General features: G+C 63.9%; 26 protein-coding genes and 1 pseudogene (1 of these 27 cut by a window edge). 13 read left to right on the forward strand and 14 right to left on the reverse strand.

Annotated features, from left to right (window positions below):
• A pseudogene (locus EOB59_RS17315) lies at positions 1-403 on the forward strand (NAD(P)/FAD-dependent oxidoreductase); it begins 747 nt to the left of the window's first position.
• Here the strand turns inward: EOB59_RS17315 and EOB59_RS17320 are convergent.
• Positions 395-619, reverse strand: coding sequence for a hypothetical protein (locus EOB59_RS17320; RefSeq protein WP_013528677.1), 225 nt, complete (start codon positions 617-619; stop codon positions 395-397). The pseudogene EOB59_RS17315 and the gene EOB59_RS17320 overlap by 9 nt on opposite strands.
• Before the next feature lie 222 nt (positions 620-841).
• Positions 842-2,845 (reverse strand): PhoX family phosphatase, encoded by a 2,004-nt coding sequence (locus tag EOB59_RS17325; protein ID WP_128288867.1) that lies wholly within the window; start codon positions 2,843-2,845, stop codon positions 842-844.
• Positions 2,846-3,405: 560 nt separating this feature from the next.
• Between EOB59_RS17325 and EOB59_RS17330 the strand changes: the two genes are divergently transcribed.
• Positions 3,406-3,873 (forward strand): hypothetical protein, encoded by a 468-nt coding sequence (locus EOB59_RS17330; RefSeq protein ID WP_127396980.1) that lies wholly within the window; start codon positions 3,406-3,408, stop codon positions 3,871-3,873.
• A 280-nt stretch (positions 3,874-4,153) separates the two neighbouring features.
• Here EOB59_RS17330 and EOB59_RS17335 read toward each other — a convergent pair whose 3' ends face one another.
• Both EOB59_RS17335 and EOB59_RS17340 read right to left on the reverse strand, forming a co-directional pair.
• Positions 4,154-4,813 carry a response regulator transcription factor gene (locus EOB59_RS17335; RefSeq protein ID WP_023813468.1) on the reverse strand — a complete coding sequence of 220 codons (660 nt, stop codon included), beginning with the start codon at positions 4,811-4,813 and terminating at the stop codon, positions 4,154-4,156.
• Positions 4,810-6,204: a sensor histidine kinase gene (locus EOB59_RS17340; protein WP_127396981.1), complete on the reverse strand. Its 1,395-nt coding sequence runs from the start codon at positions 6,202-6,204 to the stop codon at positions 4,810-4,812. Before EOB59_RS17340 ends, EOB59_RS17335 begins: the two co-directional genes overlap by 4 nt.
• Before the next feature lie 172 nt (positions 6,205-6,376).
• On the opposite strand from EOB59_RS17340, the gene EOB59_RS17345 reads away from it, so the two are divergent.
• The 5 genes from EOB59_RS17345 to EOB59_RS17365 all read left to right on the forward strand — a co-directional run bounded on the left by EOB59_RS17345 (position 6,377) and on the right by EOB59_RS17365 (position 11,493).
• A complete protein-coding gene (locus EOB59_RS17345; protein WP_013528672.1) occupies positions 6,377-6,718 on the forward strand; it encodes a hypothetical protein in 342 nt (113 codons plus the stop codon).
• Positions 6,719-6,732: 14 nt separating this feature from the next.
• Complete coding sequence (locus EOB59_RS17350) at positions 6,733-7,452, forward strand: phosphatase PAP2 family protein (protein ID WP_127267185.1); 720 nt, start codon at positions 6,733-6,735, stop codon at positions 7,450-7,452.
• Positions 7,453-7,696: 244 nt separating this feature from the next.
• On the forward strand, positions 7,697-7,975 hold the full coding sequence (locus tag EOB59_RS17355) for a helix-turn-helix transcriptional regulator (protein ID WP_127320695.1): 279 nt from the start codon (positions 7,697-7,699) through the stop codon (positions 7,973-7,975).
• 69 nt (positions 7,976-8,044) lie between these two features.
• Positions 8,045-9,778: a SulP family inorganic anion transporter gene (locus tag EOB59_RS17360; RefSeq protein ID WP_128288868.1), complete on the forward strand. Its 1,734-nt coding sequence runs from the start codon at positions 8,045-8,047 to the stop codon at positions 9,776-9,778.
• A gap of 338 nt (positions 9,779-10,116) precedes the next feature.
• The gene (locus EOB59_RS17365; protein WP_127320693.1) at positions 10,117-11,493 is read left to right on the forward strand and encodes an adenylate/guanylate cyclase domain-containing protein; all 1,377 of its coding nucleotides are present in this window, start codon (positions 10,117-10,119) and stop codon (positions 11,491-11,493) included.
• Positions 11,494-11,621: 128 nt separating this feature from the next.
• On the opposite strand, the gene EOB59_RS17375 is transcribed toward EOB59_RS17365, so the two are convergent.
• Genes EOB59_RS17375 through EOB59_RS17390 form a run of 4 tightly spaced genes read right to left on the reverse strand, consistent with a single transcriptional unit; the run spans position 11,622 to position 13,035 of the window.
• Positions 11,622-12,023, reverse strand: coding sequence for a hypothetical protein (locus EOB59_RS17375; RefSeq protein WP_128288869.1), 402 nt, complete (start codon positions 12,021-12,023; stop codon positions 11,622-11,624).
• 1 nt (position 12,024) lies between these two features.
• Positions 12,025-12,543 (reverse strand): hypothetical protein, encoded by a 519-nt coding sequence (locus EOB59_RS17380; RefSeq protein WP_128288870.1) that lies wholly within the window; start codon positions 12,541-12,543, stop codon positions 12,025-12,027.
• A complete protein-coding gene (locus tag EOB59_RS17385) occupies positions 12,536-12,892 on the reverse strand; it encodes a hypothetical protein (RefSeq protein WP_206622054.1) in 357 nt (118 codons plus the stop codon). The genes EOB59_RS17380 and EOB59_RS17385 overlap by 8 nt, the downstream gene beginning before the upstream one ends.
• A complete protein-coding gene (locus EOB59_RS17390) occupies positions 12,892-13,035 on the reverse strand; it encodes a hypothetical protein (protein ID WP_128288872.1) in 144 nt (47 codons plus the stop codon). Before EOB59_RS17390 ends, EOB59_RS17385 begins: the two co-directional genes overlap by 1 nt.
• A gap of 175 nt (positions 13,036-13,210) precedes the next feature.
• Between EOB59_RS17390 and EOB59_RS17395 the strand changes: the two genes are divergently transcribed.
• Positions 13,211-14,182 carry an AraC family transcriptional regulator gene (locus EOB59_RS17395; RefSeq protein ID WP_128288873.1) on the forward strand — a complete coding sequence of 324 codons (972 nt, stop codon included), beginning with the start codon at positions 13,211-13,213 and terminating at the stop codon, positions 14,180-14,182.
• 72 nt (positions 14,183-14,254) lie between these two features.
• Here the strand turns inward: EOB59_RS17395 and EOB59_RS17400 are convergent, their stop codons facing one another.
• From EOB59_RS17400 to EOB59_RS17410, 3 genes are all read right to left on the reverse strand, one after another.
• A complete protein-coding gene (locus EOB59_RS17400; RefSeq protein WP_127269745.1) occupies positions 14,255-15,061 on the reverse strand; it encodes a YiiX/YebB-like N1pC/P60 family cysteine hydrolase in 807 nt (268 codons plus the stop codon).
• Positions 15,062-15,142: 81 nt separating this feature from the next.
• Entirely contained in the window at positions 15,143-16,075 is a 933-nt protein-coding gene (locus EOB59_RS17405; RefSeq protein WP_128288874.1) for a CHAD domain-containing protein, read from the reverse strand.
• Positions 16,072-16,545 (reverse strand): CYTH domain-containing protein, encoded by a 474-nt coding sequence (locus tag EOB59_RS17410; RefSeq protein ID WP_127268427.1) that lies wholly within the window; start codon positions 16,543-16,545, stop codon positions 16,072-16,074. Before EOB59_RS17410 ends, EOB59_RS17405 begins: the two co-directional genes overlap by 4 nt.
• Positions 16,546-16,635: 90 nt before the next feature.
• On the opposite strand from EOB59_RS17410, the gene EOB59_RS17415 reads away from it, so the two are divergent.
• Genes EOB59_RS17415 through EOB59_RS17430 form a run of 4 tightly spaced genes read left to right on the forward strand, consistent with a single transcriptional unit; the run spans position 16,636 to position 20,339 of the window.
• Positions 16,636-17,322: a CerR family C-terminal domain-containing protein gene (locus EOB59_RS17415; protein ID WP_127397826.1), complete on the forward strand. Its 687-nt coding sequence runs from the start codon at positions 16,636-16,638 to the stop codon at positions 17,320-17,322.
• A 13-nt stretch (positions 17,323-17,335) separates the two neighbouring features.
• On the forward strand, positions 17,336-18,289 hold the full coding sequence (locus EOB59_RS17420) for an HlyD family efflux transporter periplasmic adaptor subunit (RefSeq protein ID WP_128288875.1): 954 nt from the start codon (positions 17,336-17,338) through the stop codon (positions 18,287-18,289).
• Positions 18,286-19,206, forward strand: coding sequence for an ABC transporter ATP-binding protein (locus tag EOB59_RS17425; RefSeq protein WP_128288876.1), 921 nt, complete (start codon positions 18,286-18,288; stop codon positions 19,204-19,206). Before EOB59_RS17420 ends, EOB59_RS17425 begins: the two co-directional genes overlap by 4 nt.
• A complete protein-coding gene (locus EOB59_RS17430) occupies positions 19,203-20,339 on the forward strand; it encodes an ABC transporter permease (protein ID WP_128288877.1) in 1,137 nt (378 codons plus the stop codon). Before EOB59_RS17425 ends, EOB59_RS17430 begins: the two co-directional genes overlap by 4 nt.
• 82 nt (positions 20,340-20,421) lie before the next feature.
• On the opposite strand, the gene EOB59_RS17435 is transcribed toward EOB59_RS17430, so the two are convergent.
• From EOB59_RS17435 to EOB59_RS17445, 3 genes are all read right to left on the reverse strand, one after another.
• Positions 20,422-21,021 carry a DNA-3-methyladenine glycosylase gene (locus tag EOB59_RS17435; RefSeq protein ID WP_128288878.1) on the reverse strand — a complete coding sequence of 200 codons (600 nt, stop codon included), beginning with the start codon at positions 21,019-21,021 and terminating at the stop codon, positions 20,422-20,424.
• A 97-nt stretch (positions 21,022-21,118) separates the two neighbouring features.
• Positions 21,119-22,096: a threonine/serine dehydratase gene (locus EOB59_RS17440; RefSeq protein WP_128288879.1), complete on the reverse strand. Its 978-nt coding sequence runs from the start codon at positions 22,094-22,096 to the stop codon at positions 21,119-21,121.
• A gap of 242 nt (positions 22,097-22,338) precedes the next feature.
• A complete protein-coding gene (locus tag EOB59_RS17445) occupies positions 22,339-22,662 on the reverse strand; it encodes a hypothetical protein (protein WP_023813492.1) in 324 nt (107 codons plus the stop codon).
• A gap of 176 nt (positions 22,663-22,838) precedes the next feature.
• On the opposite strand from EOB59_RS17445, the gene mbfA reads away from it, so the two are divergent.
• Complete coding sequence (gene mbfA, locus EOB59_RS17450; RefSeq protein ID WP_128288880.1) at positions 22,839-23,822, forward strand: iron exporter MbfA; 984 nt, start codon at positions 22,839-22,841, stop codon at positions 23,820-23,822.
• Positions 23,823-23,891: the final 69 nt, after the last annotated feature.

Here is a 23,891-nt window from a genome sequence, read left to right on the forward strand (position 1 = left end):
CGGCGCCAGCCGCCTGAGCTCGGATTACACCGCGATCGCCGCCGACGACGGCGCCGTCGGCGCCATCAAGGCCGGCAAGATCACCGTCGTGCCGGGCATACGGGAATTCACCCGCGATGGCGTGATCCTGGCCAATGGCAGCCTGATCCATCCCGACATCGTCATTGCCGCGACAGGCTACCGCACGGGGCTGGAGCCCATGGTCGGCAAGCTCGGCGTGCTCGACGCCAAGGGCGTTCCGCTCTTCAACGGTGGCGAAGCCGATCCAAAATTGCCCGGTCTGTGGTTCACCGGCATGCGGCCAAGCATTCGCGGCTGCTTCGCCAATGCCGGCATCCTGGCCAAGGCGATCGCCAAACGAATTGCAAGGTCGGCCTCGCACCAATCCAGCGCATCACGCTGATTTCGGTTCCAGCCGCCGGAAACCGACGGCTTCCATCAGCATGTCCTCTTCCACCATGCCGGCATTGTGCAAGGCGAGCAGGTTAAGCGCGATTTCCCGCGCGTCGGCGGAATCGGGATGTGCCTCGCGCCGCCGGCAGGCCTCGTCGAACACGCGCTGCAGCTTGGCGATATCGGCTGGCTTGAGCAAGCCACGGTCATAGACGGACTTCGACATGGCGATCTACTGATAAAGACCTAGAGCGCCATGTTTAAATTGCCAATCTTTCCCGAGGCTTGACCGCTTCACCCCGTCGCCTCGCCATCCTGGGGCGGAGTAAGGAGCGAAGCGACGCGGCGCAGACCCCTGGAGCTGCTCCGCAGCCCAAGGGATACATGCCGCGACTTCGAGGTGCAGCGGTGCAAATTCTGCTCCGCTGCTGCCCATGCGACTGGGCAATCAGACCGCGATCTTGCCGCCGCCCTGTTTGGTGATGGCGACGACCGACGGCCGCACCGGCATGTCGGGCTTGAAGTCGGGCCAGCGCGTCGACAGGTCTTCATAGTAAGAGGGGCGCCCGAACGCTTCCCAGTCCTCTCCGCCGTCGCCGGGATGCTGGACGGCGACGAAGGCGGTCTGGTCGTCGGGCGCAAACAGCGGACCGCACATTTCGGCGCCGATCGGCACGCGAAAGAACAGTTTCGAGGTCGCCCGCGCCGCCCCCTCCGTGTCCACCGCCCATAGGCCATCGGTGCGGCCAGTGGCTTTCGGACCCTGGCCGTCGGTCGCGACCCAGAGACGCCCGGCCGAATCGACCGCGCAATTGTCGGGCATGCCGAACCAGCCATTGGCCGTCGTTGCCGTCGAGAAGGTGGCACCGACATCGGCAACCGAGGGATCGCCGCATTTCAGCAGCACTTCCCACTTGCCCTTGGCGGCCGTGAAATCACCGCCGTCCTCGGCGATCTCGATGATGTGGCCGAAGGCGTTTTCGGCGCGCGGGTTGGCAGCGTCGACCTGGTCGGCCTTGCGCTTCGAATTGTTGGTCAGCATGACATAGACCTTGCCGTTGACGCCATTGGGCTGAACGTCTTCCGGGCGGTCCATCTTGGTGGCGCCGAGCAGGTCGGCGGCGCGGCGCGTCTCGATCAGCACGTCGGCCTGGCCAGTGAAACCGTTTTCAGCCGTCAGCGGCCCTTGGCCGAACACGATCGGCAGCCATTCGACCGTGCCATCTTCGGCGAACTTGGCGACATGCAGCGTGCCATCGTCGAGCAGGTCCTTGTTGGCGGCACGGTCGTTCGGATTGAACGCGGCCCTGGTCACGAATTTGTAGACGTAGTCGAAGCGCTCGTCGTCACCGAGATAGAAGACGACGCGGCCGTCCTTGGCGACGATCGATTCGGCGCCCTCATGCTTGAAGCGGCCCATGGCGGTGCGCTTCCTCGGCGTCGAGGTCGGGTCGTTGACATCGACCTCGACGATCCAGCCGAAGCGGTTGGCTTCGTTGGGTTCCTTGGCGAGGTCGAAACGCTCGTAATGCGCCGCCCATTCATAGGCGCCTTCGGGAATGCCGAGACGCTTGTAGTTCGCGGCTTCCTTGTGGTCTTCCGGCAGCTCGCCGGAAAAATAGCCATGGATGTTCTCCTCGGCCATCACATAGGTGCCCCAGGGCGTGACGCCGCCGGCGCAATTGTTGACGGTGCCGAAAACCTTGGTGCCGGACGGATCGGCTTTGGTCTTGACGCGGTCATGGCCGGCGACCGGGCCGGACAGCGCCATTTCGGTGTTGGCGGTGATGCGGCGATTGAGCTTGCCGTCGCGCACCACCTGCCATTTGCCACCGTCCTTGCGGATCTCGACGATGGTGCCGCCATGGGCGGCCATCTCGACATCGATCTGCTCCTTCGAGAGGGGCGCGACTTCGGCCGACTTCTTGCCGTCCTTTTCGACGATCTTCACGATGCCCGGGAACATCAGATGCGGATTGGTGTATTCGTGGTTGACCACCAGCAGGCCATGTTCGGCTGAGCCGTCGATCGGGATGTAGCCGACATAGTCATTGTTGTAGCCGAACTGTTTCGCCTGGGCCTCGGCCGACTGTTTCGTCGGGTCGAAGTCGGGCGAATCGGCAAAAAGCGGATCGCCCCAGCGCAGCAGGACATCGGCATCGTAACCCGGCGCGACATGGTGCTTGTCGTCGATGCCGGCCTCGAGTTCGTCGAACGCGAAGACCGAGCCTTCCGCTGCCCGGGCCTCGTCGGCGCTGATCAGCGCCAGCGGGCTTACGGTGGCGGCGATGGCCGAGACGGCCAGCGAGCCCTTGAGGAAGCCGCGGCGCGAGAACCGCGCGGCGATGATCTCGCCCATGGTGCGGTTGTCGGAGGCATTGATGGCCGGGCCGTCGTTTTCCTCGAGCAGGCTGGTGCGGAATCCGGTGTCGGGAGAGCGAAGGTCAGTCATAATGGCTTGCCTCTGGCTGTTGGGTGGCTGGAGCGTGGGGTACCTGTTTGACCCCCCTTATAATCGCCGGGTCACATTTTCGTGACATTGGGGGACCTTTCAGACGCGACTGCATTACGCGCAGCGCTGGCTCAGCCTTCCCGAAGGCCGTGAACTGCTCCGGAATCGACTTTTCGAGATGAAGGAGACCTTCGGCGGCATGTTTCGCCGCGCCTCCTGCGACGGCGCATGGCGTCAGCCGCTGCAAACCGATCAACGCACAAAGCCGGCTCGACAAAGTCACCTCCGCCGCCCCCGGCGGAGGTGACTTGATGTTCGGCGTCTGCCGTCGTCAGGCGTAGGGAAAGCGAGTCTCCCATTTAACGATGGCGGTCGCGGCGCCGTTCATGCAAAGCTAATGTAGCATACGCTTGGGACTTTAGTCCAATCTTGCGCTTGCAAAGGTCCTAGTTGACAACCGCAACGGTCGGAGGTCGCTTCCGGGCGCCGCGTCTTTCGGCAATGTTGTTGCACTGCAACGTTGGGGTGGGGCGCGCCGGGCTCAGTCGTCGGAGATCAAAATGCACAGATCGGTCACGACCCGTTGTTGCCGGCTGGCGCTCAAATCGGCAGCGGCGCTGGCGTTGACGATTGCTCCCTACCAAATTGTCCTGGACGGCTCCGTTCCCGGCATTCACACCGCCAGCGCATACGCCAAGGGTGGCGGTAACAGCGGTGGTGGCGGCGGCAATTCCGGCGGCGGTAATGGCGGGAACAGCGGTAATGGCGGGAATAGCGGGAACGGCAACAGCGGCAATAGCGGCAACAGCGGCAAATCGGGATCCAATCAGGGTAAGAGCGGAAGCCATGTCAATGCAAAGACCGGTGACAAGATCGACGTGACCGGTAACAAGATCACGGTCCGGCATCCCGACGGCATAACGGAAAAGCTCGAGAACGGACGTTTCAGCATGAAGGACGCGCTCGGTCGCACGATCATCGACCGCCAGGCCACGCCGGCCGATGCCGATCGTCTCAAGGCCTTGTGAAGCTGGCCAACAGGCAACGGTCAGCTTTGCACGTCACCTCCGCCGCCCCCCGGCGGAGGTGACATCGTTTTGGCGGTGCCACGCCGGTCCCGAGGCGCGACGCGCTTTGCGCGGTCCGCACCTTGCGGAGGCACGCAACCGTTCAATTATTGTTTTTCGCAATCCGGATGATTTCAGGTCGAAGCGGCCTGAAAACTGAATCCGCCTCTAAATCAAAGAGATAGAGCATGATGTCTTCCGAAAACCGCTTCACACCTTTCGGCATCATGCTCTCGTTGCTCTAGGAAGGCCTGTCGCGGTCGCGCAACTCACGCATCATCAAGGCCGCTTCGGTGCGGTTTCGCACATTGAGCTTCGACAGCACCCCGGTCATGTGATGCTTGACGGTCTTCTCCTGCAGCTCAAGCCGCAAGGCGACTTCCTTGTTGCTCAGCCCCTCCGCCACCAGCCGCAGGATTTCCGTCTGCCGATCGGTGAGCTGCCGCAGCCGTTCCGCAATGCCGTCGGTCGGCTGCTGGGACTGGAGATCCGAAAGCAGCCGGGCCGACAGCGTCGGCGACAGATAGCTTTCGCCGGCTGCAACATTGCGCAGGATGTCGGCGAGCCCGCGCGACCCGACGCCTTTGAGGACATAGCCATTCACCCCTGCGTTCAGCGCCTTTGTCACATCGGCGTTGGCCTCCGAAACGGTCAGCATGACGATCTTCTGGGCCGGATGGCTGGCCAGGATGCTTGCGACGGCGGTCAGCCCGCCGCCCGGCATGGAGATATCGAGCAGCAAGATGTCAGGCCGCACCGTCGTGGCGAGGCGTTCGGCATCCTGCGCCGTGGCGCCCTCGCCAACCATCTCGAAGCCTCCGATCTCCGACAGGCTGCGCGTCACACCTTCGCGAAAGAGGGGGTGATCGTCGACAATGGCGATGCGAATGGTCCCAGTCATGCTTGCTCCTCGACCGATAGACGGATCACCAAACGCGTACCTTGCGGCCCGGTCAAGGTTTCGAACTGTCCGCCAATGCTTTCGACCCGCTCCCTGAGGCCGGCGAGGCCGAGACCCTCGACCCGTGCCGCCGGATCGAAGCCGGGCCCGCCGTCCGACACTTCGACAAAAAGCCGGCCACCTTTCATCCCCGCACTCACCGCCTGATCCTTGCCCAACCCATGGCGATAGGCGTTGTTCAGCCCTTCCTGGACGAAACGATAGATGCTGATCTTCTCGGAGGCGCCGGGCTCTGGCAACTGTCCGGTCAGCGTCAGCGTCACCGACGTTCCCGTCCTCTGCTCGTGTTCCTTGACCGCCAGCCGCAGAATGTCGGTTGCGGCAGCCGTCTCGATCTGCGGCAAAACAAGGCCGGTGCAGATGCCGCGTATTTCGCGCATCGCGTCCTCCAGTGTCTTGCGGATCATTGCGACCTCGGTCGAACGGCTTACGCTCGAATGGCCATCGCTGGAAAATATCGGGCTGTCCATGCGCAGCGCCGCCAGTGCCACGAGTTGGGCCGGGCCGTCATGGAGGTCGGCGCCGATCCGGCGCAGATATCTTTCGTTGAGCGCGGTGGCGCGGCGGGAGGCCCGTTGCACGCGCAGTCGCAAAGCACTGTTTTGCACTACCAGACCCTGCAGCTCCGAAACCTGGCGGCGCAGCGCCCCACGCTGATCGTCGATGGTGCGGCTGCCGCGCAGGACAATCCCCGACAGGAGCAGGAATGCCGCGAGCGTCGCGCCGGCCACGATCAGCCAGCTCGACCACAGGGCGGACGCCAGGGTGGCCTGGAAATCGTCGGCGATTTCATAAAACTCGGTGACCGCCACCACCTCGCCCGACCAGGGCTCGCGCACGGGATTGTAGATCTCCAGCAATGGCAAGCCGGTAGCCTTCTCCTCGCGTTCATCATCTTCGAATGTATTGAATTCAGCGACGACATTGCCTTCGAAGGCGGAACGCAGATTGTCGCTCGGACCGAAGCGGCGGCCGATCAGGGACGCCTCCTTGGCGTAGAGAACCGTGCCGTCGCGGCGCCAGAGCACGAACGATTCGAGGCGCTTGCCGAGCGCGCCCTGGCCAAGCGTCTCGTCCAGCGCCTGCTTGACGGACTCGCTGAGCTCCTGGTCCTTGCGCAAGTCGGGAAGCAGCGGCGCAATCACGCTGTCGACATAGAGCGCCGTCGTGGCGGCCGAATTGCGGATGACGCCGTCCCGGATCTGCGCCGTCACCCAGGTGCCCACCACCAACATGACGGCCAGCAGGCCAAAGCCGCCGGCAACGACGAATTGCAGGGCAAGGGAAAGCTCGCTCCAGCGCCGCATCAGGTTTTGAAAACTGCGAATCATGAGCCCCTGACCGCCCTTCGAACCGACAGATTGGGCGATGTTAGTACTTTGAGCTTCCGGCTTGCCATTGCCAAGGGCTTCGTTTGGTCGAGGTCGCTTGACGTCCCGGCGCGCTTGGGAAACAACGTCCGCGACGCACGCGGCGGGAGCCGCTCCGAGAGGGGACGAAACGTTGAGTTTTTCGGGATTGCTGCAGCTCGGCTTTTCGACGGTCATTTTCCTGCTGGCGGCGACAGCCGCCAAGCAATGGGGCCTTGCGCCGAGCCTTGGCAAGATAGCGCTGACGCTGGCGCTCTATTCGCTGGGCAATCTGATCATGCTGCGGCTGATCCGCGAATTCGGCATGTCGGTGTCGTTCAGCCTTTCCGCCGTCATCCAGCTGGTCTCCGTGAACGTCGTGGCGCTGGTCTTCTTCGGCGAGCGCGTCAATGCGCTGCAGGCGACCGGCATCATGCTGGCGATCGCAGCGGTGGCGCTGATCACGCTCGGACCCTATCTGCAAGGCCGGCTGTAACGGGCGAATTGCCGATGAAGAACGCCGCGAACGCTTTGCTCAACCGGGTCGAATTCCCGGTGCTGCTGGCCGGCCTGGTCATCGCCGCCGGCCTGTGGGGATTCGAGGAGCTGATGGAGATTGCGCGCGCCACCACGCCGCACGCCTTCGACACCGAGATCCTGCTCGCCTTCCGCCAGGCGGGGCGCCCTGACAGCCCGATCGGCCCGCTGTGGCTGCAAGGGGCGATGCGCGACATCACAAGTCTTGGCAGCGGCAGCGTGTTGGTGCTGATCGTGACGGCGGTAATCGTCTATCTCCTGCTTATCCGCAGGCCGGCGACCGCCCTTTTCATCTTCGTGGCGGTGGCCGGCGGTCAGGTGCTGTCGAGCCTGCTGAAAGCCGGCATCGACCGGCCGCGCCCCGAACTCGTCTCGCATCTCGTCAACGAAACGACGCTGTCTTTTCCGAGCGGCCACGCCATGCTGTCGGCCGTGACCTATCTGACGCTCGGCGCGCTGGCGGCACGCTTCCTGCCCGGTCGAACGACGAAGATCTATGTGCTGTCGCTGGCGGTGCTGACGACGCTGCTGGTCGGCATCAGCCGCATCTATCTTGGCGTCCACTGGCCATCGGATGTGCTTGCCGGCTGGTGCGCCGGCTTCGTCTGGGCGATGCTGTGCTGGCTCGCTGCCCGGGCGTGGCAGCGATGGCGCGGGCAGCGCCTGAACGGCGACAGCGAGACTGGAGACTAGATCAGCCGGTCGATCAGCCCGTGCCCGCAGCCCACCGACAGCAAGGCCGCCCAGGTCATGAAGGTCTTGAAGAATTCAACCGCGTTACCCCCTGCCTAGATGGACACCCTAGGCACAATCCCGGGAAGTATCTAATGATCGGTCAGCCGCCCCCTTACGTCTCAGACGTTCATACTAATGCTTGAAACATCACAATGATGGTATTATACCTTATTCCTGCAGACTCAGACGGGGATTCCGGCCGATGATCACTGCCGCGCAGATGCGCGCCGCAAGGGCGCTGGCCGGCATCGATCAGAAGACGCTCGCCGAGCGCGCCGGCGTTTCGCTTCCAACCATCCAGCGCATGGAGGCGAGCGATGGCGTGGTCAGGGGCGTGGTCGACACGCTGATGAAGGTCATCCAGGCTCTCGACGAGGCCGGGGTGGAGCTGATCGGCGAGAACCAGACCAGCGAGCGCGGCGGCCGGGGCGTGCGCCTCAAGCCTGCCGTGCCGCGGGATCCCAAGGCTGAGCCGGCATAAAGTCGCGACGGCGACCGCCGACAGCCCTGCCGACGATCCCGCCGCCTTTCAGGGTGCGAAAGGCAGTCCATGGACCAGACGCAGCGGGCAGTGCATCAACCGGCCCACAGGTCGGCCCATAGGCCGGTAAAGCCGACATTTTCCGAATTGTTCACGCCGAAGCTGGTGACGGTCTGGCGCGAGGGCTACACGTTCGCCGACTTCAAGGCGGACGCCATTGCCGGGCTGACGGTCGCCATCGTCGCGCTGCCCTTGTCGATGGCGATCGCCATCGCCTCGGGCGTGACGCCCGAGCGCGGCCTCTACACCTCGATCGTCGGCGGCTTCATCATTTCGGCCCTCGGCGGCAGCCGCTTCCAGATCGGTGGTCCGGCCGGCGCCTTCATCGTGCTGGTGGCCGCGACGGTTGCCCGGGTCGGCATCGATGGACTGCTGTTGGCAACGATGATGGCAGGGGTCTTCCTGCTCGCCATCGGCTATCTCCGCCTCGGCACCTACATCAAGTTCATTCCCTATCCGGTGACGGTCGGCTTCACCGCCGGCATCGCCGTCATCATCTTTTCAGGACAGATCGTCGAACTGTTCGGGCTGAAGCTTGCCGGCAGGGAGCCGGGACCGCTGGTGCCGAAGTTGATCGCGGTCGGTGAGGCGGCCGGCACCATCAATCTTGCGGCGACCTTCGTGGCGGTGTTGACCATCTTCACCATCGCCGGCCTGAAGCGCTGGCGGCCGACATGGCCTGCCATGCTCATCGCCATCGGGCTGGCATCGCTGGTCGTGGCGCTTCTCTCGCTGCCCGCGGAGACGATAGGCACTCGCTTTGGCGGCATCCCGCGTAGCCTGCAAATGCCTGCCTTGCCGCCGGTGAGCCTGGGCAGGATGATTGACGTGCTGCCGGATGCCATTGCCTTTGCCCTGCTCGGCGCGATCGAATCGCTGCTGTCGGCGGTGGTCGCCGACGGGATGACGGGCCGGCGGCATCGTTCCAACTGCGAACTGGTGGCGCAAGGCTTCGCCAACATCGCGTCCGCCCTGTTCGGCGGTATCTGCGCCACCGGCACCATCGCCCGCACCGCGACCAATGTGCGGGCCGGCGCCCACGGACCGGTTTCGGGCATCGTCCACTCCGCCATCCTGCTCGCTTTGATGCTGGTGGCGGCGCCGCTCGCCAGCTACATCCCGCTCGCAGCCCTGGCTGGCGTGCTGGCGGTCGTGTGCTGGAACATGTTCGAGAAGCAGGCCTTCGCCACCTTGCTGCGTGCCTCGCGCGGCGATGCGCTGGTGCTGACGGCGACCTTCCTGCTCGTCATCTTCCGCGATCTCACCGAAGGCATCGTCGTCGGCTTCGTGCTGGGCTCGATCCTGTTCATCGACCGCATGGCCAAGTCGACTGCGGTAGAGGCCGATCAGCCGCTGGTGCAGGAGGATGTCGCCGACAGCGCCAACGCCTACGATGCCAGCGAGGCGACCGACGCCGACACCGTGGTCTACCGCATCTCGGGCGCCTTCTTCTTCGGCGCGGCATCGACCGTCGGCACGGTACTCGACCGCATCGCCGACCAGCGCAGGAATTTCATCCTCGATTGCTCGGCCGTACCGTTCTTCGATTCGACGGCGGCCAACGTCATCGAGGGCGCCGCCCACAAGGCCAGGCGCGCCGGCGTCCGCTTCATCATATCAGGTGCCTCGCCGCAGATCCGGCGCATGCTGATCAACCACGGCGTGAAGCGTCCGCTGGTGACCTATGCAGCGTCGATCGAGGAGGCGCGGGCGCAGCTGAAAGGCAAGATCGAGGTGCGGTAGGGGCCGGGATTTGCCGGCCGGCGGTCGCTTGAACGTCAACTTTTTGATCTCAAGCAAGCGGGGAGCACGCTTTAGGCGAGCGGGCCCACTTTAGTCCCAGATGCAAGGAAAGTCGCTTCGCGGCGGCGTCGAATGCACCAATCTTCGTGACCTGAACAGGGAAGCCTCCGCCTATCCTGCTTCAGCTTTCACCGTGGTCCTTTGTCCGGACATTTTACTCTTTGCAGCCGCGTTTCAAAAATGAAACCGCAATCATGGTAGAGTTCGCGCACTGATTTGCCAGTAGAAGGCGGGTTTGCCAAATGCGTGACACGTCCCCGCGAAATCGAAGTGATCCTATGCCGACCGCGCCAACACTTGAACTTCGCCGCTATTCACGGCTGAGAAATTTGCGAGAGCGCGCAGAACGCCAAGGTGCTGCATTGCAGTTCTGGGCGCGTACGGCATCGCTCGCCGTGATCTCCTGCTTCTTTTCATTAATCAGCCGCTGGGATGCCTCTCTGCTCTTCGTGCTGGCGGGCCTCATGTTGTTCCAGCTCGTCGGCCTGATCCAGTTTCGCTTTGCGCGCCGTCGCAACGCGCCATGGTGGATCGGTTATCTCGTCGGCACGCTGGACATCGTTCTGTTGACCGTTCTGCTGGTAACGCCCAACCCGTTTTCCCTGGAGGTCGCGCCGGCCGCGATGCAACTGCGCGAAGGCAGCTTCAAATTCCTGTTGATTTTCGTGTGCCTTGGCGCGCTGACCCTTTCGACCCGATTGGCGCTCTATCTCGGAGCGCTCGCAGCCTTGACGTGGACGATCGGGGTGGGATGGGTGATTCTTCATGCGGGAACCGTCCTTCCGGCGACGAACCTCTATTCGCTGCCGACGACAGAGCGACTGAACCTCTATCTCAATCCCAATTTCGTCGACACATTCGCGCAGGCGACCAACGTGTTGGTTGTGCTGATTATCGGCGCGATCATGGCGCTGGTCGTCTCTCGTTCCCGACATCTGTCGGAAGACTATGTCAAGGCAGAGCGCGCCCGCGCCAATCTCGCCCGGCATTTTTCGCCAAATGTCGTCGACCAGCTCGCCGCGGATGACGAGCCCTTCGGCCCGGTCCGCCGGCAGGATATCGCGGTACTGTTCGCCGACATCGTCGGTTTCACACACTATTCCGAGGATCATCCGGCCGAAGCAGTGTTCGAACTTCTGCGTCAGTTCCACCGTCGCATGGAGCAGGTCGTTTTCGACCACCATGGCACCGTCGACAACTATATCGGCGATTGCATCATGGCCACATTCGGGGTTCCGCAAGCCAGCCATAACGACGCGACCCGAGCCATCCAGTGCGCTGAAGCGATGATCGCCGCTCTCGAAGACTGGAATGTGCAGCGGGTGTCCAGGGGATACCCGTCGCTGGACGTTCGGATCGGTGCACAATATGGCGCAGTCGTCATCGGTGCGGTCGGCAGCGAGCGCAATCTTTCCTTCGCGGTGGTGGGCGACACCGTCAACGTCGCCAGCCGTTTGCAGGCGCTTTGCCGTGAACTTCAGGCAAACATTTGCTTTGGGTCACGACTGATAGAAGCCGCGAAGGCGGAATCGCCCACGACACAGTTGAATGCGCGCGATCATGGACCGGTGAGCATCCGCGGTCGGGATGAACCGGTCCATGTCTGGGTCGAACACAGAGCCGAAAACCAGGGTGCTGTTGCGGTTTCGGCATGATATAGCCGCCATGTGAAGCGCCTGCATCTGTCGGAAAGTTCACGCCTGAAGGCATCATGCGCTCGCAGGGCCTGAGCGAGGCCTCGATGTTCCTCTATCTGCGCGATCTCGAGGAGCTCGCAATCGTCTCAGCATGATTGCATCTGGCGGCTGAGCTGGCCGCGCACGGCCCTGGCGGTGCCGACGGCGCCATTGACCGCGCCCATCATCTTCATCTGCCCGGCGGTCTCGTTCATGCGCGCCCGGCAATCCTGCATTTTCTTGGTCGCCTCGACTGCAGCCAGGGCTTCGCCAAGACCTTCCGGCGAGTCCGGGCCGGCCGCCAGCTCCGCCAATTGCGCATGCTGGTCTGGCGTGATCGGCGGGCTGGCGGCCGTCTGGCTGCAGCTGGAAGCCAGCAGGCAGATAAGCATTGCGATCGGGCTGCCCCGCCTGACACGTGCCGTGGTTGGAAAAATGCCGCGATGTTCGGCCTCGAGGCTCCCGCTCGGAGTTGCTTTTCCCGCCACCCGTTTGCTGTTGCCCAACATCCTATCGCCCCATCGCCGGGCCGAGGATGAGGCTGCGGATTTTTGGCGTCAGCGGCCTGACGACATCGGCGAAGGGGCCGCCCTCGGCCCGCAAAGCCATCAACCCTTCGACCTCTTCGTCGATGGCCGCGATGGTCTCCGTCTTCTGTGCGTCGGTCAGCTCCCTCATGCCGGATATGGCATTCCTGAGCTTGACGAAAATGGCATCGAGTTCCGCGACCGGCATCGTCGCCAGGAACCCGCGGATGGTCTCGCCAAGCGCGACCTTCCAGCTGTCGGCGGTGAAGCCGGCTGTGCCGATCAAGCCCTTGTCCGCGGCATCGCGCTCGTACCAGTCGGCGGCGATCTCCTCGTCATAGGCGAACTGACCGAATTCGGGCTGCAAGGCCTCGATCAGGCCGACGACCGCCGACGCATCCCGCGCTGTCAGCGCCAAGGCATGCGGGCTGTCGAACATCATGCCGGCAAGTGCGAGCGCGCCGGCCAGCCGGCGCATGGCTGCGAAACGCCGCTCAGCCATAACAGTCCTCCACAACGCCGGCCCGGGCACTGCTCGTCGCCTGGGACTGCAGAACCGAGCCGCCGATCGAGGCGGCCTGGCCGGCAATGACCCCACCATTGCCGGCCAGACCGCCAAGACCCCCCGCCATCGACAGGACACCGCCGAGCAGAGCCGCATTGGTCTGCGCCTTCGCCGCCTTCTTGGCGGCCTCGGCGCAGGCGGTTTCCGTCGATGGTTCGTTCCGGGCCTTGTTGCTGCCGGTCGCGCTCGCGATCAATGCCGTGTTGCTGTCGGCCTGGCCCGTTTGGCAGCCCGCCAGGGCAATGGTCAGGGCCACGAAAATGCTTTTTTTCATGGTGCTGCTCATCATCGGGCAGCGCGCGGCGGCAGCTTGACCTCGCGGTGATCGGTCACCGTGTTGCCCAACGCGATCGACAGCAGATAGGCACGCGGATTGAAGCCCGCCGCGGCCAGTGCCGACAGCGTCTTGAACAGTTGCGAATGAAACATCGTGCCCCCTTGGATTGCCGCCAATACGGTTCCGGTTTCGGAATCGCGCCGCAAACTAGGGGCATCAAAGGGGGACAGCTTGGACAGAACGGCACTGAAAGCGGCCAAAACGGCCCGGTATTGACGTTTTGCAGGCCGCGGCGCATATGACCGCGCTCTTGGCATGGGGGTGTCGATGACTGCGACGATGGGGCCATCAGCTTCGTTCAGGCTGGCGACGGAGATGTTTCCGGAGCGGGATCGCGTCGAGATTACGCGCGAGGTTTACGGCCGCACGGTTCTGAGGGTGGACCTCGATCCGCTGGCGCCGGCGCAGATTGACATGCGGGTGCGCGCGTTGCCGGGCCTCGGCATCGCCACCGGCAGCTCATCGGAATTCCGGGTGCATCGCACATCGTCGCTGATCGACAACGACGACTTCGTTCTTCTGGCGGCCCTCGATGGGGGCAGCGTGATGAAGCACCGCGGCCGCGAGGAGGCGGTCGGCAACGGCCAGGCGCTGATGATGAGCGGTGAAGAGGTTGGCCTCAACCTGATCGGCGCCGGCGGGTTCCGCTTCATCAATCTGAGTTTTTCGCGCAAGCAGCTTTCGCCTCTGATCGGCGATCCGGCAGCGGTCCTTATGCGGCCCTTGCCGACCCAAAGCGGGGCGATGCGGCTGTTGCTCGACTATATCAACTCGATCCAGGAGGTCGGAGACGAGTTGACTGCGGAGGCCTGTCACCTTGCGACGACGCATGTCTTCGACCTTGCCGCACTCGCCATGGGCGCGACCAGGGATGCGGCCCAGATCGCGCGCGGCCGCGGCGTCAGCGTTGCCCGCTTGCGCGCCATCAAGGCCGATATCGTCGCGCATGGTGGCCATGTCGACCTGTCGGCGCGGGACGTCGCCCCCCGCCACGGACTGTCGGCCCGCTATGTCCGCAAGCTGTTCGAGAGCGATGGCACATCCTTGATTGATTTCATGATGAACCAGCGGCTGGCGCGTGCCCATCGCATGCTCGGCGATCCGCGCCATGCCGGACGCAGCATCACCGCGATCGCCTACGAGGCCGGCTTCAACGATCTTTCCTATTTCAACCGGGCGTTCCGCCGCCGTTATGATGCCACTCCCTCGGACGTGCGCGCTGCGGCTTGCAAGCACTGACGCCAAAGCGCCGCCTGCCGGGCGGCGCTCCCGTGCCGTGCCGTCCATGCTGTTGGACTCATTTGATCGCGTCTATTCGGCGGCCTTTGCCCCGGGATCGGCAACCTTGTCGTCCCAGACCATCTGCCGGTAGTCGAAACCATATTCCAGCGTCGGTTTGACGATGCGGAAATAGGGCGACAGGTCGAAATCGCGCGGCGTGTAGAGCGAGTGGTGGCGGATGTGCAGGATTTCCTTGCGCGAATAGTTCGACTGCGCGGAGGCTCGGCCGGGCGCACGGGTGATTTCGGGCAGGATCGGATAGCGGATCTGGCCATAGGCCTCGGCGATCAGCGTCGAGCAGATCGCCCGTGTCGGATCGCCGGAGCCGAAGGCCAGCATGCGGCGGCGCCAGCGCACCGGCACCGGCGGTGTGGGCAAGAAAAAACGCAGCATGTCGAAAATGTTCTTGAGGTCGTATTTCAGGCCGAGCCTGCCGATCATGAAGGCGACGACCTTGTCGCGATCCTCCGGCGCCAGCCCGCTCGCCCGGCAGATGCGGGTGTTGTAGGTGCGGTAGCGCGACAATGGCACGGCGACGCAGCCTTCGCCGATCGTGACCTCGATCAGGCGCGGCCGTTCCGAGCCGTCTTCCGGCGCGGGCAAGGCATCGCCGACATAGAAGGCCGCATGCGACCAGGTCGACTGGGTCAGGTACTTGATCGCCGCCGAGATCTTCTGGTTGCCCTCGATCAGCAGGATGTCGCCCGGCTCAAGCGTGCGGCGCAGCGTTTCGGCATCGGACGGAGTGTAGGGCTCGTAGCCGGACGATTCTCCCTGCAGCCGGCCGGCAAGCCAGCGGCCAAGTCGATCCAGAAGCGTGTCGCCGGGCTCGGTCATGCCCCATGGCGATTAGCATGGGCGGGTAATGAGGGCTAGCGCACGCCTTCCTCCCCCGTCCGGAGCGCGAGGAAGAGCGTCCTACGATGCCGCGGCCTCTTCCGGCGGCGCAGCCAGATCGTCGCGCGCCTTGCGGGCCAGTTTGCGTGTCGAGCGTTTGGGATTGTCGCCGAACAGCTCGGCCGCTTCGGCCAGGCAGCTCTTCTTCAGCTGCTTCTCCGACCGTTTCAACAGCTTGCCCAGAAGTTTCGTGTCCTCGGGCAGCCCGAGTGGCTGGTCGTCGGCCTCGAGCAGCGCGCGCATCATCAGCACATCGTGCAGGTCGCCCAGCCGCTCGCCCAGTTCGTCGACCGCCTTGCGCCGGGCCTTGATCGGTGTCGGCCACAGCCTGCCGAGCAGCGACAGATGCATGCCGTGGGTCTTGGCCGCCTTGCGCAAATCGTGGAAATCATCGGCCGCGCCCCGCGATCTGGCCTTGTCGAGCGCCTTCCTGGCACGGCGCAGCGTGACGCGGGCACCTTCGGCAAGCACGTCGGCCGCCTGTTCCGGCTGGTCGGGCAAGGCCAACGCTTCGACGCGTTTGAGGCCATCCTCGCAAGCGGCGGTCGCCGCGCCGATCGCCGCCTCGAGCCCGCTGCCTTCGTGCAGTTCATGCTGGCGCGCGATCAGCCTGTCGCGCGCAGCAGTAAGCCCATCGTCGGCGCTCTCCTTGGGAAAGCTCGCCGCCAGCCGGTCGATGGTTTCGATCAGCGCTGTCGCCTCGCGCGGACCGGCAAGCAGGCCTGCTACATTGCGATAGCACTGGTTCTCGGTCTCGCAGAATGTTTCGTCGCCGGAACGAACAAGCCGCAGCAGGGCGCGGGCGCTCTTCAGCCGCTTGCGGCACTTGTGCAGCGCCTGTTCCGGCCGGCTCCGTGCGGCGTCAAGGTGATGCAGCGCCTTGCCGATTTCCTCGGCAAGGATACGCCTGACCTCGCCGGTCAGCGGCAGGCGCGGATCGATACGAAAGCTCATGCGGCGATCTCCGGTATCCCCCCAAGGGCGAGCGACGCGTTGTAGAATTTTGACTCGCCGGTGACTTCGCGGCCGAGCCAATCAGGCAGCATTTCGTCCGGCACGTCCTCCGGCGTCTCAAGTTCGGCGATCACAAGTCCCGCAAGCGGACCGCCGAAGACATCGATTTCGTAGAGATAGCCACGGTGCCTAACATGGTGACGTGTCTTCTCGATGACACGTCCGATGGCAAAGTCCAGCATCTCCACCGCCTCCGAGAGCGGGATCGAGTATTCGAATTCGTCGCGTTCGCGCGCCTTGCTGCCGAATTTGAGTGTCAGCTTGGCGGAACCGCCATCGCTGATGCGGATGCGCACCGTGCGCCCGGGGCCGGCAGCGAGATAGAACTGGAGAATGCGGATATTGGCCTCGGCCAGTTCCCGCCATGCGGTGCTGGTGACCAGGAATTTTCGTTCGACTTCCTTGCCCATGGCCGCGCACTAAAGCGTTTGCCGCCGTCGATGGCAAGATAATGACGAACAGAACTTGACTTTAATCAATCGATTGATTAAACTGCGCTCATGGTCAAACTGCCTGAGCCCAACATTCTTCGCCGCGAGCCCGCCGAGATGACGCGCGCGGCCCTTGTCCAGGCGGCGCTGAAGCTGTTCGGAAGGCAGGGCTTCGATGGCACCTCGACGCGCGAGATCGCCGCCGAGGCGCGAGCCAATATAGGCTCGATCGCCTATCATTTCGGCGGCAAGGAGGGTCTTCGCGCCGCTGCCGCCGACTTTATCGTCGAGACCATCCAGGGTGTAGCCGGCCAGGCGCTCGGCAATGTACAGGCGCCTGCGCCGGGACCAGCCAATCCGGAGGCGGCGCAAGCGCTACTCTTCGCGGCGCTGGAGCGGATGGTCGGCTTTGTCGTGGCCAGCCCGCAGGCCGGCGAGATCGTGCAGTTCGTGTTGCGTGAGCTTTCGCATCCGACGGCAGCCCTCGACCGCATCTATGACGGCGTCTTCGAGCCGACGCATCGCCGGCTGTGCCAGCTCTGGGAACAGGCGACCGGCGAGCCCGCCGAAAGCGAGGCCACAAGGCTCACCGTGTTCACGCTGATTGGCCAGGTCATCTATTTCCGCATCGGCCGCGAGGCGGTGATGCGCCGCATGGGCTGGAAAGACATCGGCGCCGCCGAGGCGGCCAAGGTGGTGGCGGTCACATCGGGTAATCTCAAGGCCATATTGGCTTCCAAAAAGAGCAAAGCATGAAGGGGCAAAGACCATGAGCTTTCTGTGTTCGCTGCCGCTCGCCGCGCAGCTCTTCTCGGCCTGTGCCCCGGCTGCCCCGCTGGCCGTCGGCTATGTCGAAGGCGACTATGTGCTTCTGGCGCCGATCGAGGTGGCGCAGGTCGAGACCGTGACCGTCAAGCGCGGCGATCGTGTCACGCCCGGCACCACCGTTGTGACGCTGGAAAGCGCCGATGCAAAGATCGCGGTGGCGCAGGCGCAGGCCGGCCTTGCCCAGGCGCAGGCGCAGTTGGCCGATCTGCAGATCGGCAAGCGGCCGGAAGAGATCGCCGTGCTGAAGGCCGAGGTCGACATGGCCAGCGCCCAGGCCGCCGACGCCAAGCGCAAATACGACCGCGCCGCCGATCTGTTCAAGCGCGGTGCCGGCACGCAGGCCGACTTCGACACCGCGTCGGCCTCGCTCGAAACGGCCAATGCGCAGGTCGGCCAGGCCAATGCCAATCTCGCCGTCGGCGGCCTGCCTGCACGGGCCGAAACGATCAAAGCCGCCGACAATCAGGTCAAGCAGGCGCAGGCCGCGTTGGAGCAGGCGCAGTGGCGGCTATCGAAGCGGGTGCTGGCAGCGCCTTCGCCGGGCCGCGTCAACGATGTCATCCGCAATCCGGGCGACACATCAGGTCCGACCGCGCCGGTGATTTCGATCCTGCCCGACGGCGCGGTGAAGCTCAGCGTCTACATCCCGGAGAGCGCCTTCTCCTCGGTCAAGGTCGGCACCTTGCTCGGCGTCCATTGCGACGGCTGCGGCCCGGATGTGAAGGCGCGCGTCAGCTACGTGTCGCCGGATCCGGAATTCACGCCGCCGGTGATCTATTCGTTGGAGAACCGGCAGAAGCTGGTCTACCTGGTCGAGGCGCGGCCGGAGGGCGATGCCGGGCCGCTGCAGCCCGGCCAGATCGTCGATGTTGATCTCGCGGACAGCGCAAGATGAACGCCATCGACGTCCATGGCCTGGTCAAGCGCTTTGGCGACAAGACCGTCGTCGACCATGTGACGATGTCGGTCGCCGAGGGCGAGATCGTCGGCTTTCTCGGCCCCAACGGTTCGGGCAAGACCACCACCATCCGCATCATGTGCGGCCTGCTGACGCCGGACGAAGGCGAAGGCACGGTGCTCGGCTTCAACATCCGCACCGACAGCCTGCGCATCAAGCGTGAAGTCGGCTACATGACGCAGAAATTCTCGTTCTACGAGGATCTGACGATCGGCGAGAATCTCGAATTCGTGGCGCGGCTCTACCGGCTGAAGCCGGTTGAAGAGCATGTCGCGAGCACGTTGGAGGACCTTGGCCTGACGTCGCGCCGCAACCAGTTGGCCGGCACCTTGTCGGGCGGCTGGAAGCAGCGGCTGGCGTTGGCCGCCTGCATCATGCACAAGCCGAAATTGCTGCTGCTTGACGAGCCTACGGCCGGTGTCGATCCGAAGGCACGGCGCGAATTCTGGGACGAGATCCATCGCCTGGCCAGCGGCGGGCTGACCGTACTGGTCTCCACCCACTACATGGACGAAGCCGAGCGCTGCCACCGCATCAGCTACATCTCCTACGGCAAGATGCTGGCCACCGGCACCGTCGCCGAGGTGGTGAAAAATGCCGGGCTGGCCACGTTTGTGCTGCAGGGTCCGCGGCTCGATCAGGTCGCCGAAGCGCTCCAGGGCCGCTCCGGCGTCGACCAGGTGGCGCCTTTCGGCGCGACGCTGCATGTCGTCGGCTCCGACAGGAAGAAGCTCGAAGCCGCACTCGCCGACGTCGAGAAAGAGCACAAGGGCGTGAAAGTTTCGCCCGGCGAAACCAGCCTCGAGGACGTCTTCATCCAGTTCATGTCCGGCTCGAAGGACAACATGGCATGAACAGCGTCTTTTCCTTCGCCCGGCTTGGCGCGCTGCTGATCAAGGAATTCATCCAGATGCGGCGCGACCGCATCACCTTCGCCATGATGCTCGGCGTGCCGCTGATACAGCTGGTGCTTTTCGGCTACGCCATCAACAACGACCCGAAAAGCCTGCCGGCAGCACTCGTGGCGACGAGCAACGATCCCTACACGCGTGCCATTGTCGCGGCGCTGCAGACCACCGGCTACTATCGTTTCGACCATGTCGCGCAAAGTGCCGCCGAGGCCGAGTTCCTGATATCGCGCGGCGACGTCGCCTTCGTCGTCACCATCCCCGCCGATTTCGCCAGGAGGGTGGAGAGCGGCAACAACCCGCAGATACTCATCGAGGCGGACGCCACCGACCCGGCGGTGGCCAGTGGCGCCATCTCGACGCTCGGCACAGTCGCCAGCCAGGCGCTGCTGAGGGCGCAAGGCACGCAGGAAGCCGCCGCCGAGGCCGCCAAGGGTCGGCTCGATGTCGTCGTACACCGGCGCTACAATCCCGAAGGCATCTCGCAATACAACATCGTGCCCGGCCTGCTCGGCGTCATCCTGCAGATGACCATGGTGATGATGACCTCGATCGCGCTGACGCGCGAGACCGAGCGCGGCACGATGGAAAACCTGCTGGCGATGCCGTCCAGCCCGCTCGAGATCATGATGGGCAAGGTGCTGCCCTATCTGGCGGTCGGCGGCGTGCAGGTGGTGGTGGTGCTGGCGGCGGCGAAGCTGCTGTTCGCCATCCCCTTCACCGGATCGATGTCGCTGCTCCTGACCGCCGTGCTGATCTTCGTGCTGGCGCTGGTGCTGCTCGGCTACACGATTTCGACCATCGCCCGCACGCAGATGCAGGCGCTTCAGCTCACCTTCTTCTTCTTCCTGCCGTCGATCATGCTGTCGGGTTTCATGTTCCCCTATCGCGGCATGCCGGACTGGGCGCAAATCTTCGGCGAGATCTTCCCGCTGACGCATTTCCTGCGCATCACCCGCGCGGTGATGCTGAAGGGCGCCGAAATGCCGGCGGTGGCAACGGAGATCGGCTGGCTGGTGGTGTTCGTGGCATTGTTTGCCGGCGTTGCGCTGGTGCGGTTCAGGCGGACGCTGGATTAGATGCCGCACGACCTCCGTCTTGGCACCAGCCTTTGCGGAAGGGAGAAATGCTTTCGCCAATCTCCATGGTTTGTAACTGCCACTAACCGTTGAGCGATTTCGGGCCGCTGACGAAGGCGCTCCCCTTGACGTAAAACCGCAGCGGGCGATCGGCATCCTTTGTAATGCCGATCCGGACGCCTTGGGCGATGTCGCCGGCTTGATGCTCGTCGGTTGCCAGCCATAGCGGGCCTTTGCGGCAAAGATCGAGCCCGTCGAGGGAACGATCGATCCGCAATGCCTGGGCCAGCCTTCCCGGTCCTCGCGCCAGGTCGCGCAAGCGGTCGATGCCGCGATTGAGCCGCATGAGCGCAATGCCTTCGAGCGGCTCGAGCGCCCTGATGAGCACGCCGGTTCCGACCCCTGCCATCTCGCTCGAAACGTTGAGCATGCAGGAGATGCCGTAGGCGAGATAGACATAGGCGTGCCCGGGTTCGAGAAACAGCGAACGGTTGCGCGGGGTCATCCCCCGGTAACCGTGTCCGGCGGCGTCACCGGTCACATAGGCCTCGGTCTCCACGATGCGGCCGCTGGCGATGCCTTCAGGCAGCTCGCGCACCACGACCTTGCCGATGAGGGTGCGGGCAAGGGATGCCGTATCGTCGGGCAGCTCGGAACGCGTGAGCGGGCGGTAGATGACCATGCTCAGCGCGGCGACGATTTGGCGGCGGGCGAGGAGTGATCCAAGGCGGAGCCCGTCGCCAGATACTCCATATCAGATTCCCTTGGACATCGCCGTCTCAAGCCGCCGCCATGATCCCGGCATAGGTGCGGAAATCGACATTGCCGCCGGACAGCACCACGGCAACGCATTTGCCGGACATCTCGATCTCGCCCGATGACAGTGCCGCCAGCGCCACGCAGCCGCCGGGCTCGACCACCAGTTTGAGATAGGCCATGGCGTCGCGCATCGCCTGCGCCGCCGCCTGGTCGGAGACGGCGATGCCACCGGTGAGGTTCCTGCGGTTGATCTCGAAGGTGATCACGCCAGGCTCGGCGGTCAGCAGCGCGTCGCAGATGGAGCTATGGCCGGGCTCGTTCGAAACCCTGGCGCCGGCGGCGAGCGAACGGCGGGTATCGTCGAAATGCTCGGGCTCCACGGCCCAGACCGCGGTGTCAGGCGAGGCATCCTTGACGGCAACGGAGATGCCACTCGACAAGCCGCCGCCTCCACAGGGGACGATCACCGCGTCGAGGTTGACGCCAAGCGCTTTTGCCTGGCGCATCAATTCGAGACCGATCGTGCCCTGGCCGGCAATGATGGCCGGATCGTCGAAAGGCGGCACCAGCACCATGCCTCTTTCCATGTAAGGACGGATCACGGTCATGCGGTCGTCGCGAAAGCGGTCGAACGGGACCACCTCCGCGCCCATCTTGCGCACATTGGCAATTTTCATCGCCGGCGCGTCCGAAGGCATGGCGATCACCGCCTTGACGCCGAACATCGCGGCCGAAGCGGCGACGCCCTGCGCATGATTGCCCGATGAGAAAGCGACGACACCTTGGCTGCGTTCCGCCTCGCTGAGCGACGACAGCTTGTTGTAGGCGCCGCGGAACTTGAACGAGCCGGTGCGCTGCAGCGTCTCCGGCTTGAACAGGATGCGGCCCCCGAAGCGTCTGTTCAGCTCCTGCGATTCGATCAAGGGGGTTTCGATGATCAAGCCGGAGAGACGCGCGGCGGCGGCGTGGATGTCGGCGATGCCGGGAAGGGCGGTCATGGTGGGTCCTGTGGGAAGATGTTGCCCTTCATGATGCCCGCAAAGGGAGGTGGCGCACCATGGGAAAAATGTGACCGTTACAAAGTTTAGCGAGTCATGATCGGCGTTTGCGCCGCCCCTCATCTGGCTGCCGCCACCTTCTCCCCGTAAACGGGGAGAAGGACGCTGTCGCCTTTGGTTTCGCCAATCTTCAGCGTTGCAAGGGGGTGCGGCGCCGAGATCGGCAAATTGGCCACCCGATTCTAGCCAAGCAAAGTCCTCTGCCTCTTGCCCCCACCCAGCTTGCGCCAGTTGTTGAAACGGTGGCTGGCGGCGGCAAAGGATATCTTCATCTGCTGGGCGACCGAGTAGCGCGACTTGCCCTCGTCGAACATGCGGTAGCAGCACTCGACGCCCTCCTCCGTCAGTTTGCCGTCCGGCGCCTTGTTGTGCGGGTTGGCGGGGTCGAATTTCTCGACCTGCTGCTCGACCAGGCCCTTCAGGCGCTGCAGGTCGGCCTCGATGCTGGCGATGAGATCGAGAACGGGCTTGGGATCATAGGGGTGCGGAGGCTGTTTTGCCGTCATCTGCCGGTTCCTTGTTCTTGGCTTGAGTCCAGCAATATAGGTGAACATTCACTGATAATGAAGAGTCACCGCGGGCGTGGGGCTTCAACAATTCTTGACCGCGACCCAAGCGCGCAATTGACCGAAGGTGTTCAAAACCCTAGTTTAGAACTATTCTAAACTAGGGTGAATTCCTCATGCTTTCCCGTGTTTTCGGCTTCGGCCGCCGCCCCTTCGAATCGCTCTCCGAACAGGAGATCCTGGCGCTGGCCATTTCCTCCGAGGAGGATGACGGTCGCATTTACCGGGCCTATGCCGACGGGCTGACGGAAAACTTCCCGCAGTCGGCAAAAGTGTTCGAGGAGATGGCCGAGGAAGAGGATGGCCATCGCGATGCGTTGATCGAGCTTTTCCGCAAGCGGTTCGGCGAGCGCATACCGCTGATCCGGCGCGAACATGTGAAGGGTTATTACGAGCGCAAGCCCGACTGGCTGGTCCGGCCGCTCGGCATCGAGCACGTGCGCAGCCATGCCGAGGCGATGGAGCGGCAAGCCTACCTTTTCTATGTCGAGGCGGCCAAGCGCACGGCAGATGCTTCGACGCGAAAACTGCTCGACGATCTGGCGGTGGCCGAACTGGGCCATGAGAACCTGGCGCAGCGGCTGGAACAGAAACATGTGCCGGGCGCCGTCAAGGCCGAGGAGGCCAGCGCCGAGCAGCGCCAGTTCATCCTCACCTATGTGCAACCAGGGCTGGCCGGGCTGATGGACGGGTCGGTGTCCACTCTGGCGCCGATCTTTGCCGCTGCCTTTGCCACGCACGACACCTGGCAGACGCTGCTGGTCGGGCTTGCCGCCTCGATCGGCGCCGGCATTTCGATGGGCTTCACCGAAGTCGCTTCCGACGACGGCAAGCTGTCGGGCCGCGGCTCGCCGATCAAGCGCGGTCTGACCGTCGGTATCATGACGACGCTGGGTGGTCTCGGACACGCGCTCCCCTATGTCATTCCGCATTTCTGGACGGCCACCGGGGTTGCCGCGGTGGTGGTTTTCTTCGAATTGTGGGCGATCGCCTTTGTCCAGAACCGCTACATGCAGACGCCTTTCCTGCGTGCCGCCTTCCAGGTGGTGCTGGGCGGCGCCCTGGTGTTCGCGGCCGGCGTGCTGATCGGGAATGCATAGTTTTTTCCCTTCCCCCCTTGTGGGGGAAGGTGGATCGGCGCGCAGCGCCGAGACGGATGAGGGGTGTTC

It is taken from the genome of Mesorhizobium sp. M7A.F.Ca.MR.176.00.0.0 (genome assembly GCF_004023165.1).
In the GTDB taxonomy this organism is placed as follows: Bacteria; Pseudomonadota; Alphaproteobacteria; order Rhizobiales; family Rhizobiaceae; genus Mesorhizobium.

Coding starts and splice junctions, on each gene's coding strand:
- EOB59_RS17320 (WP_013528677.1), bottom strand. CDS start 619: ATGTCGAAGTCCGTCTATGACCGTGGCTTGCTCAAGCCAGCCGATATC.
- EOB59_RS17325 (WP_128288867.1), bottom strand. CDS start 2,845: ATGACTGACCTTCGCTCTCCCGACACCGGATTCCGCACCAGCCTGCTC.
- EOB59_RS17330 (WP_127396980.1), top strand. CDS start 3,406: ATGCACAGATCGGTCACGACCCGTTGTTGCCGGCTGGCGCTCAAATCG.
- EOB59_RS17335 (WP_023813468.1), bottom strand. CDS start 4,813: ATGACTGGGACCATTCGCATCGCCATTGTCGACGATCACCCCCTCTTT.
- EOB59_RS17340 (WP_127396981.1), bottom strand. CDS start 6,204: ATGATTCGCAGTTTTCAAAACCTGATGCGGCGCTGGAGCGAGCTTTCC.
- EOB59_RS17350 (WP_127267185.1), top strand. CDS start 6,733: ATGAAGAACGCCGCGAACGCTTTGCTCAACCGGGTCGAATTCCCGGTG.
- EOB59_RS17355 (WP_127320695.1), top strand. CDS start 7,697: ATGATCACTGCCGCGCAGATGCGCGCCGCAAGGGCGCTGGCCGGCATC.
- EOB59_RS17360 (WP_128288868.1), top strand. CDS start 8,045: ATGGACCAGACGCAGCGGGCAGTGCATCAACCGGCCCACAGGTCGGCC.
- EOB59_RS17365 (WP_127320693.1), top strand. CDS start 10,117: ATGCCGACCGCGCCAACACTTGAACTTCGCCGCTATTCACGGCTGAGA.
- EOB59_RS17375 (WP_128288869.1), bottom strand. CDS start 12,023: ATGTTGGGCAACAGCAAACGGGTGGCGGGAAAAGCAACTCCGAGCGGG.
- EOB59_RS17380 (WP_128288870.1), bottom strand. CDS start 12,543: ATGGCTGAGCGGCGTTTCGCAGCCATGCGCCGGCTGGCCGGCGCGCTC.
- EOB59_RS17385 (WP_206622054.1), bottom strand. CDS start 12,892: ATGAGCAGCACCATGAAAAAAAGCATTTTCGTGGCCCTGACCATTGCC.
- EOB59_RS17390 (WP_128288872.1), bottom strand. CDS start 13,035: ATGTTTCATTCGCAACTGTTCAAGACGCTGTCGGCACTGGCCGCGGCG.
- EOB59_RS17395 (WP_128288873.1), top strand. CDS start 13,211: ATGACTGCGACGATGGGGCCATCAGCTTCGTTCAGGCTGGCGACGGAG.
- EOB59_RS17400 (WP_127269745.1), bottom strand. CDS start 15,061: ATGACCGAGCCCGGCGACACGCTTCTGGATCGACTTGGCCGCTGGCTT.
- EOB59_RS17405 (WP_128288874.1), bottom strand. CDS start 16,075: ATGAGCTTTCGTATCGATCCGCGCCTGCCGCTGACCGGCGAGGTCAGG.
- EOB59_RS17410 (WP_127268427.1), bottom strand. CDS start 16,545: ATGGGCAAGGAAGTCGAACGAAAATTCCTGGTCACCAGCACCGCATGG.
- EOB59_RS17415 (WP_127397826.1), top strand. CDS start 16,636: ATGGTCAAACTGCCTGAGCCCAACATTCTTCGCCGCGAGCCCGCCGAG.
- EOB59_RS17420 (WP_128288875.1), top strand. CDS start 17,336: ATGAGCTTTCTGTGTTCGCTGCCGCTCGCCGCGCAGCTCTTCTCGGCC.
- EOB59_RS17425 (WP_128288876.1), top strand. CDS start 18,286: ATGAACGCCATCGACGTCCATGGCCTGGTCAAGCGCTTTGGCGACAAG.
- EOB59_RS17430 (WP_128288877.1), top strand. CDS start 19,203: ATGAACAGCGTCTTTTCCTTCGCCCGGCTTGGCGCGCTGCTGATCAAG.
- EOB59_RS17435 (WP_128288878.1), bottom strand. CDS start 21,021: ATGGTCATCTACCGCCCGCTCACGCGTTCCGAGCTGCCCGACGATACG.
- EOB59_RS17440 (WP_128288879.1), bottom strand. CDS start 22,096: ATGACCGCCCTTCCCGGCATCGCCGACATCCACGCCGCCGCCGCGCGT.
- EOB59_RS17445 (WP_023813492.1), bottom strand. CDS start 22,662: ATGACGGCAAAACAGCCTCCGCACCCCTATGATCCCAAGCCCGTTCTC.
- mbfA (WP_128288880.1), top strand. CDS start 22,839: ATGCTTTCCCGTGTTTTCGGCTTCGGCCGCCGCCCCTTCGAATCGCTC.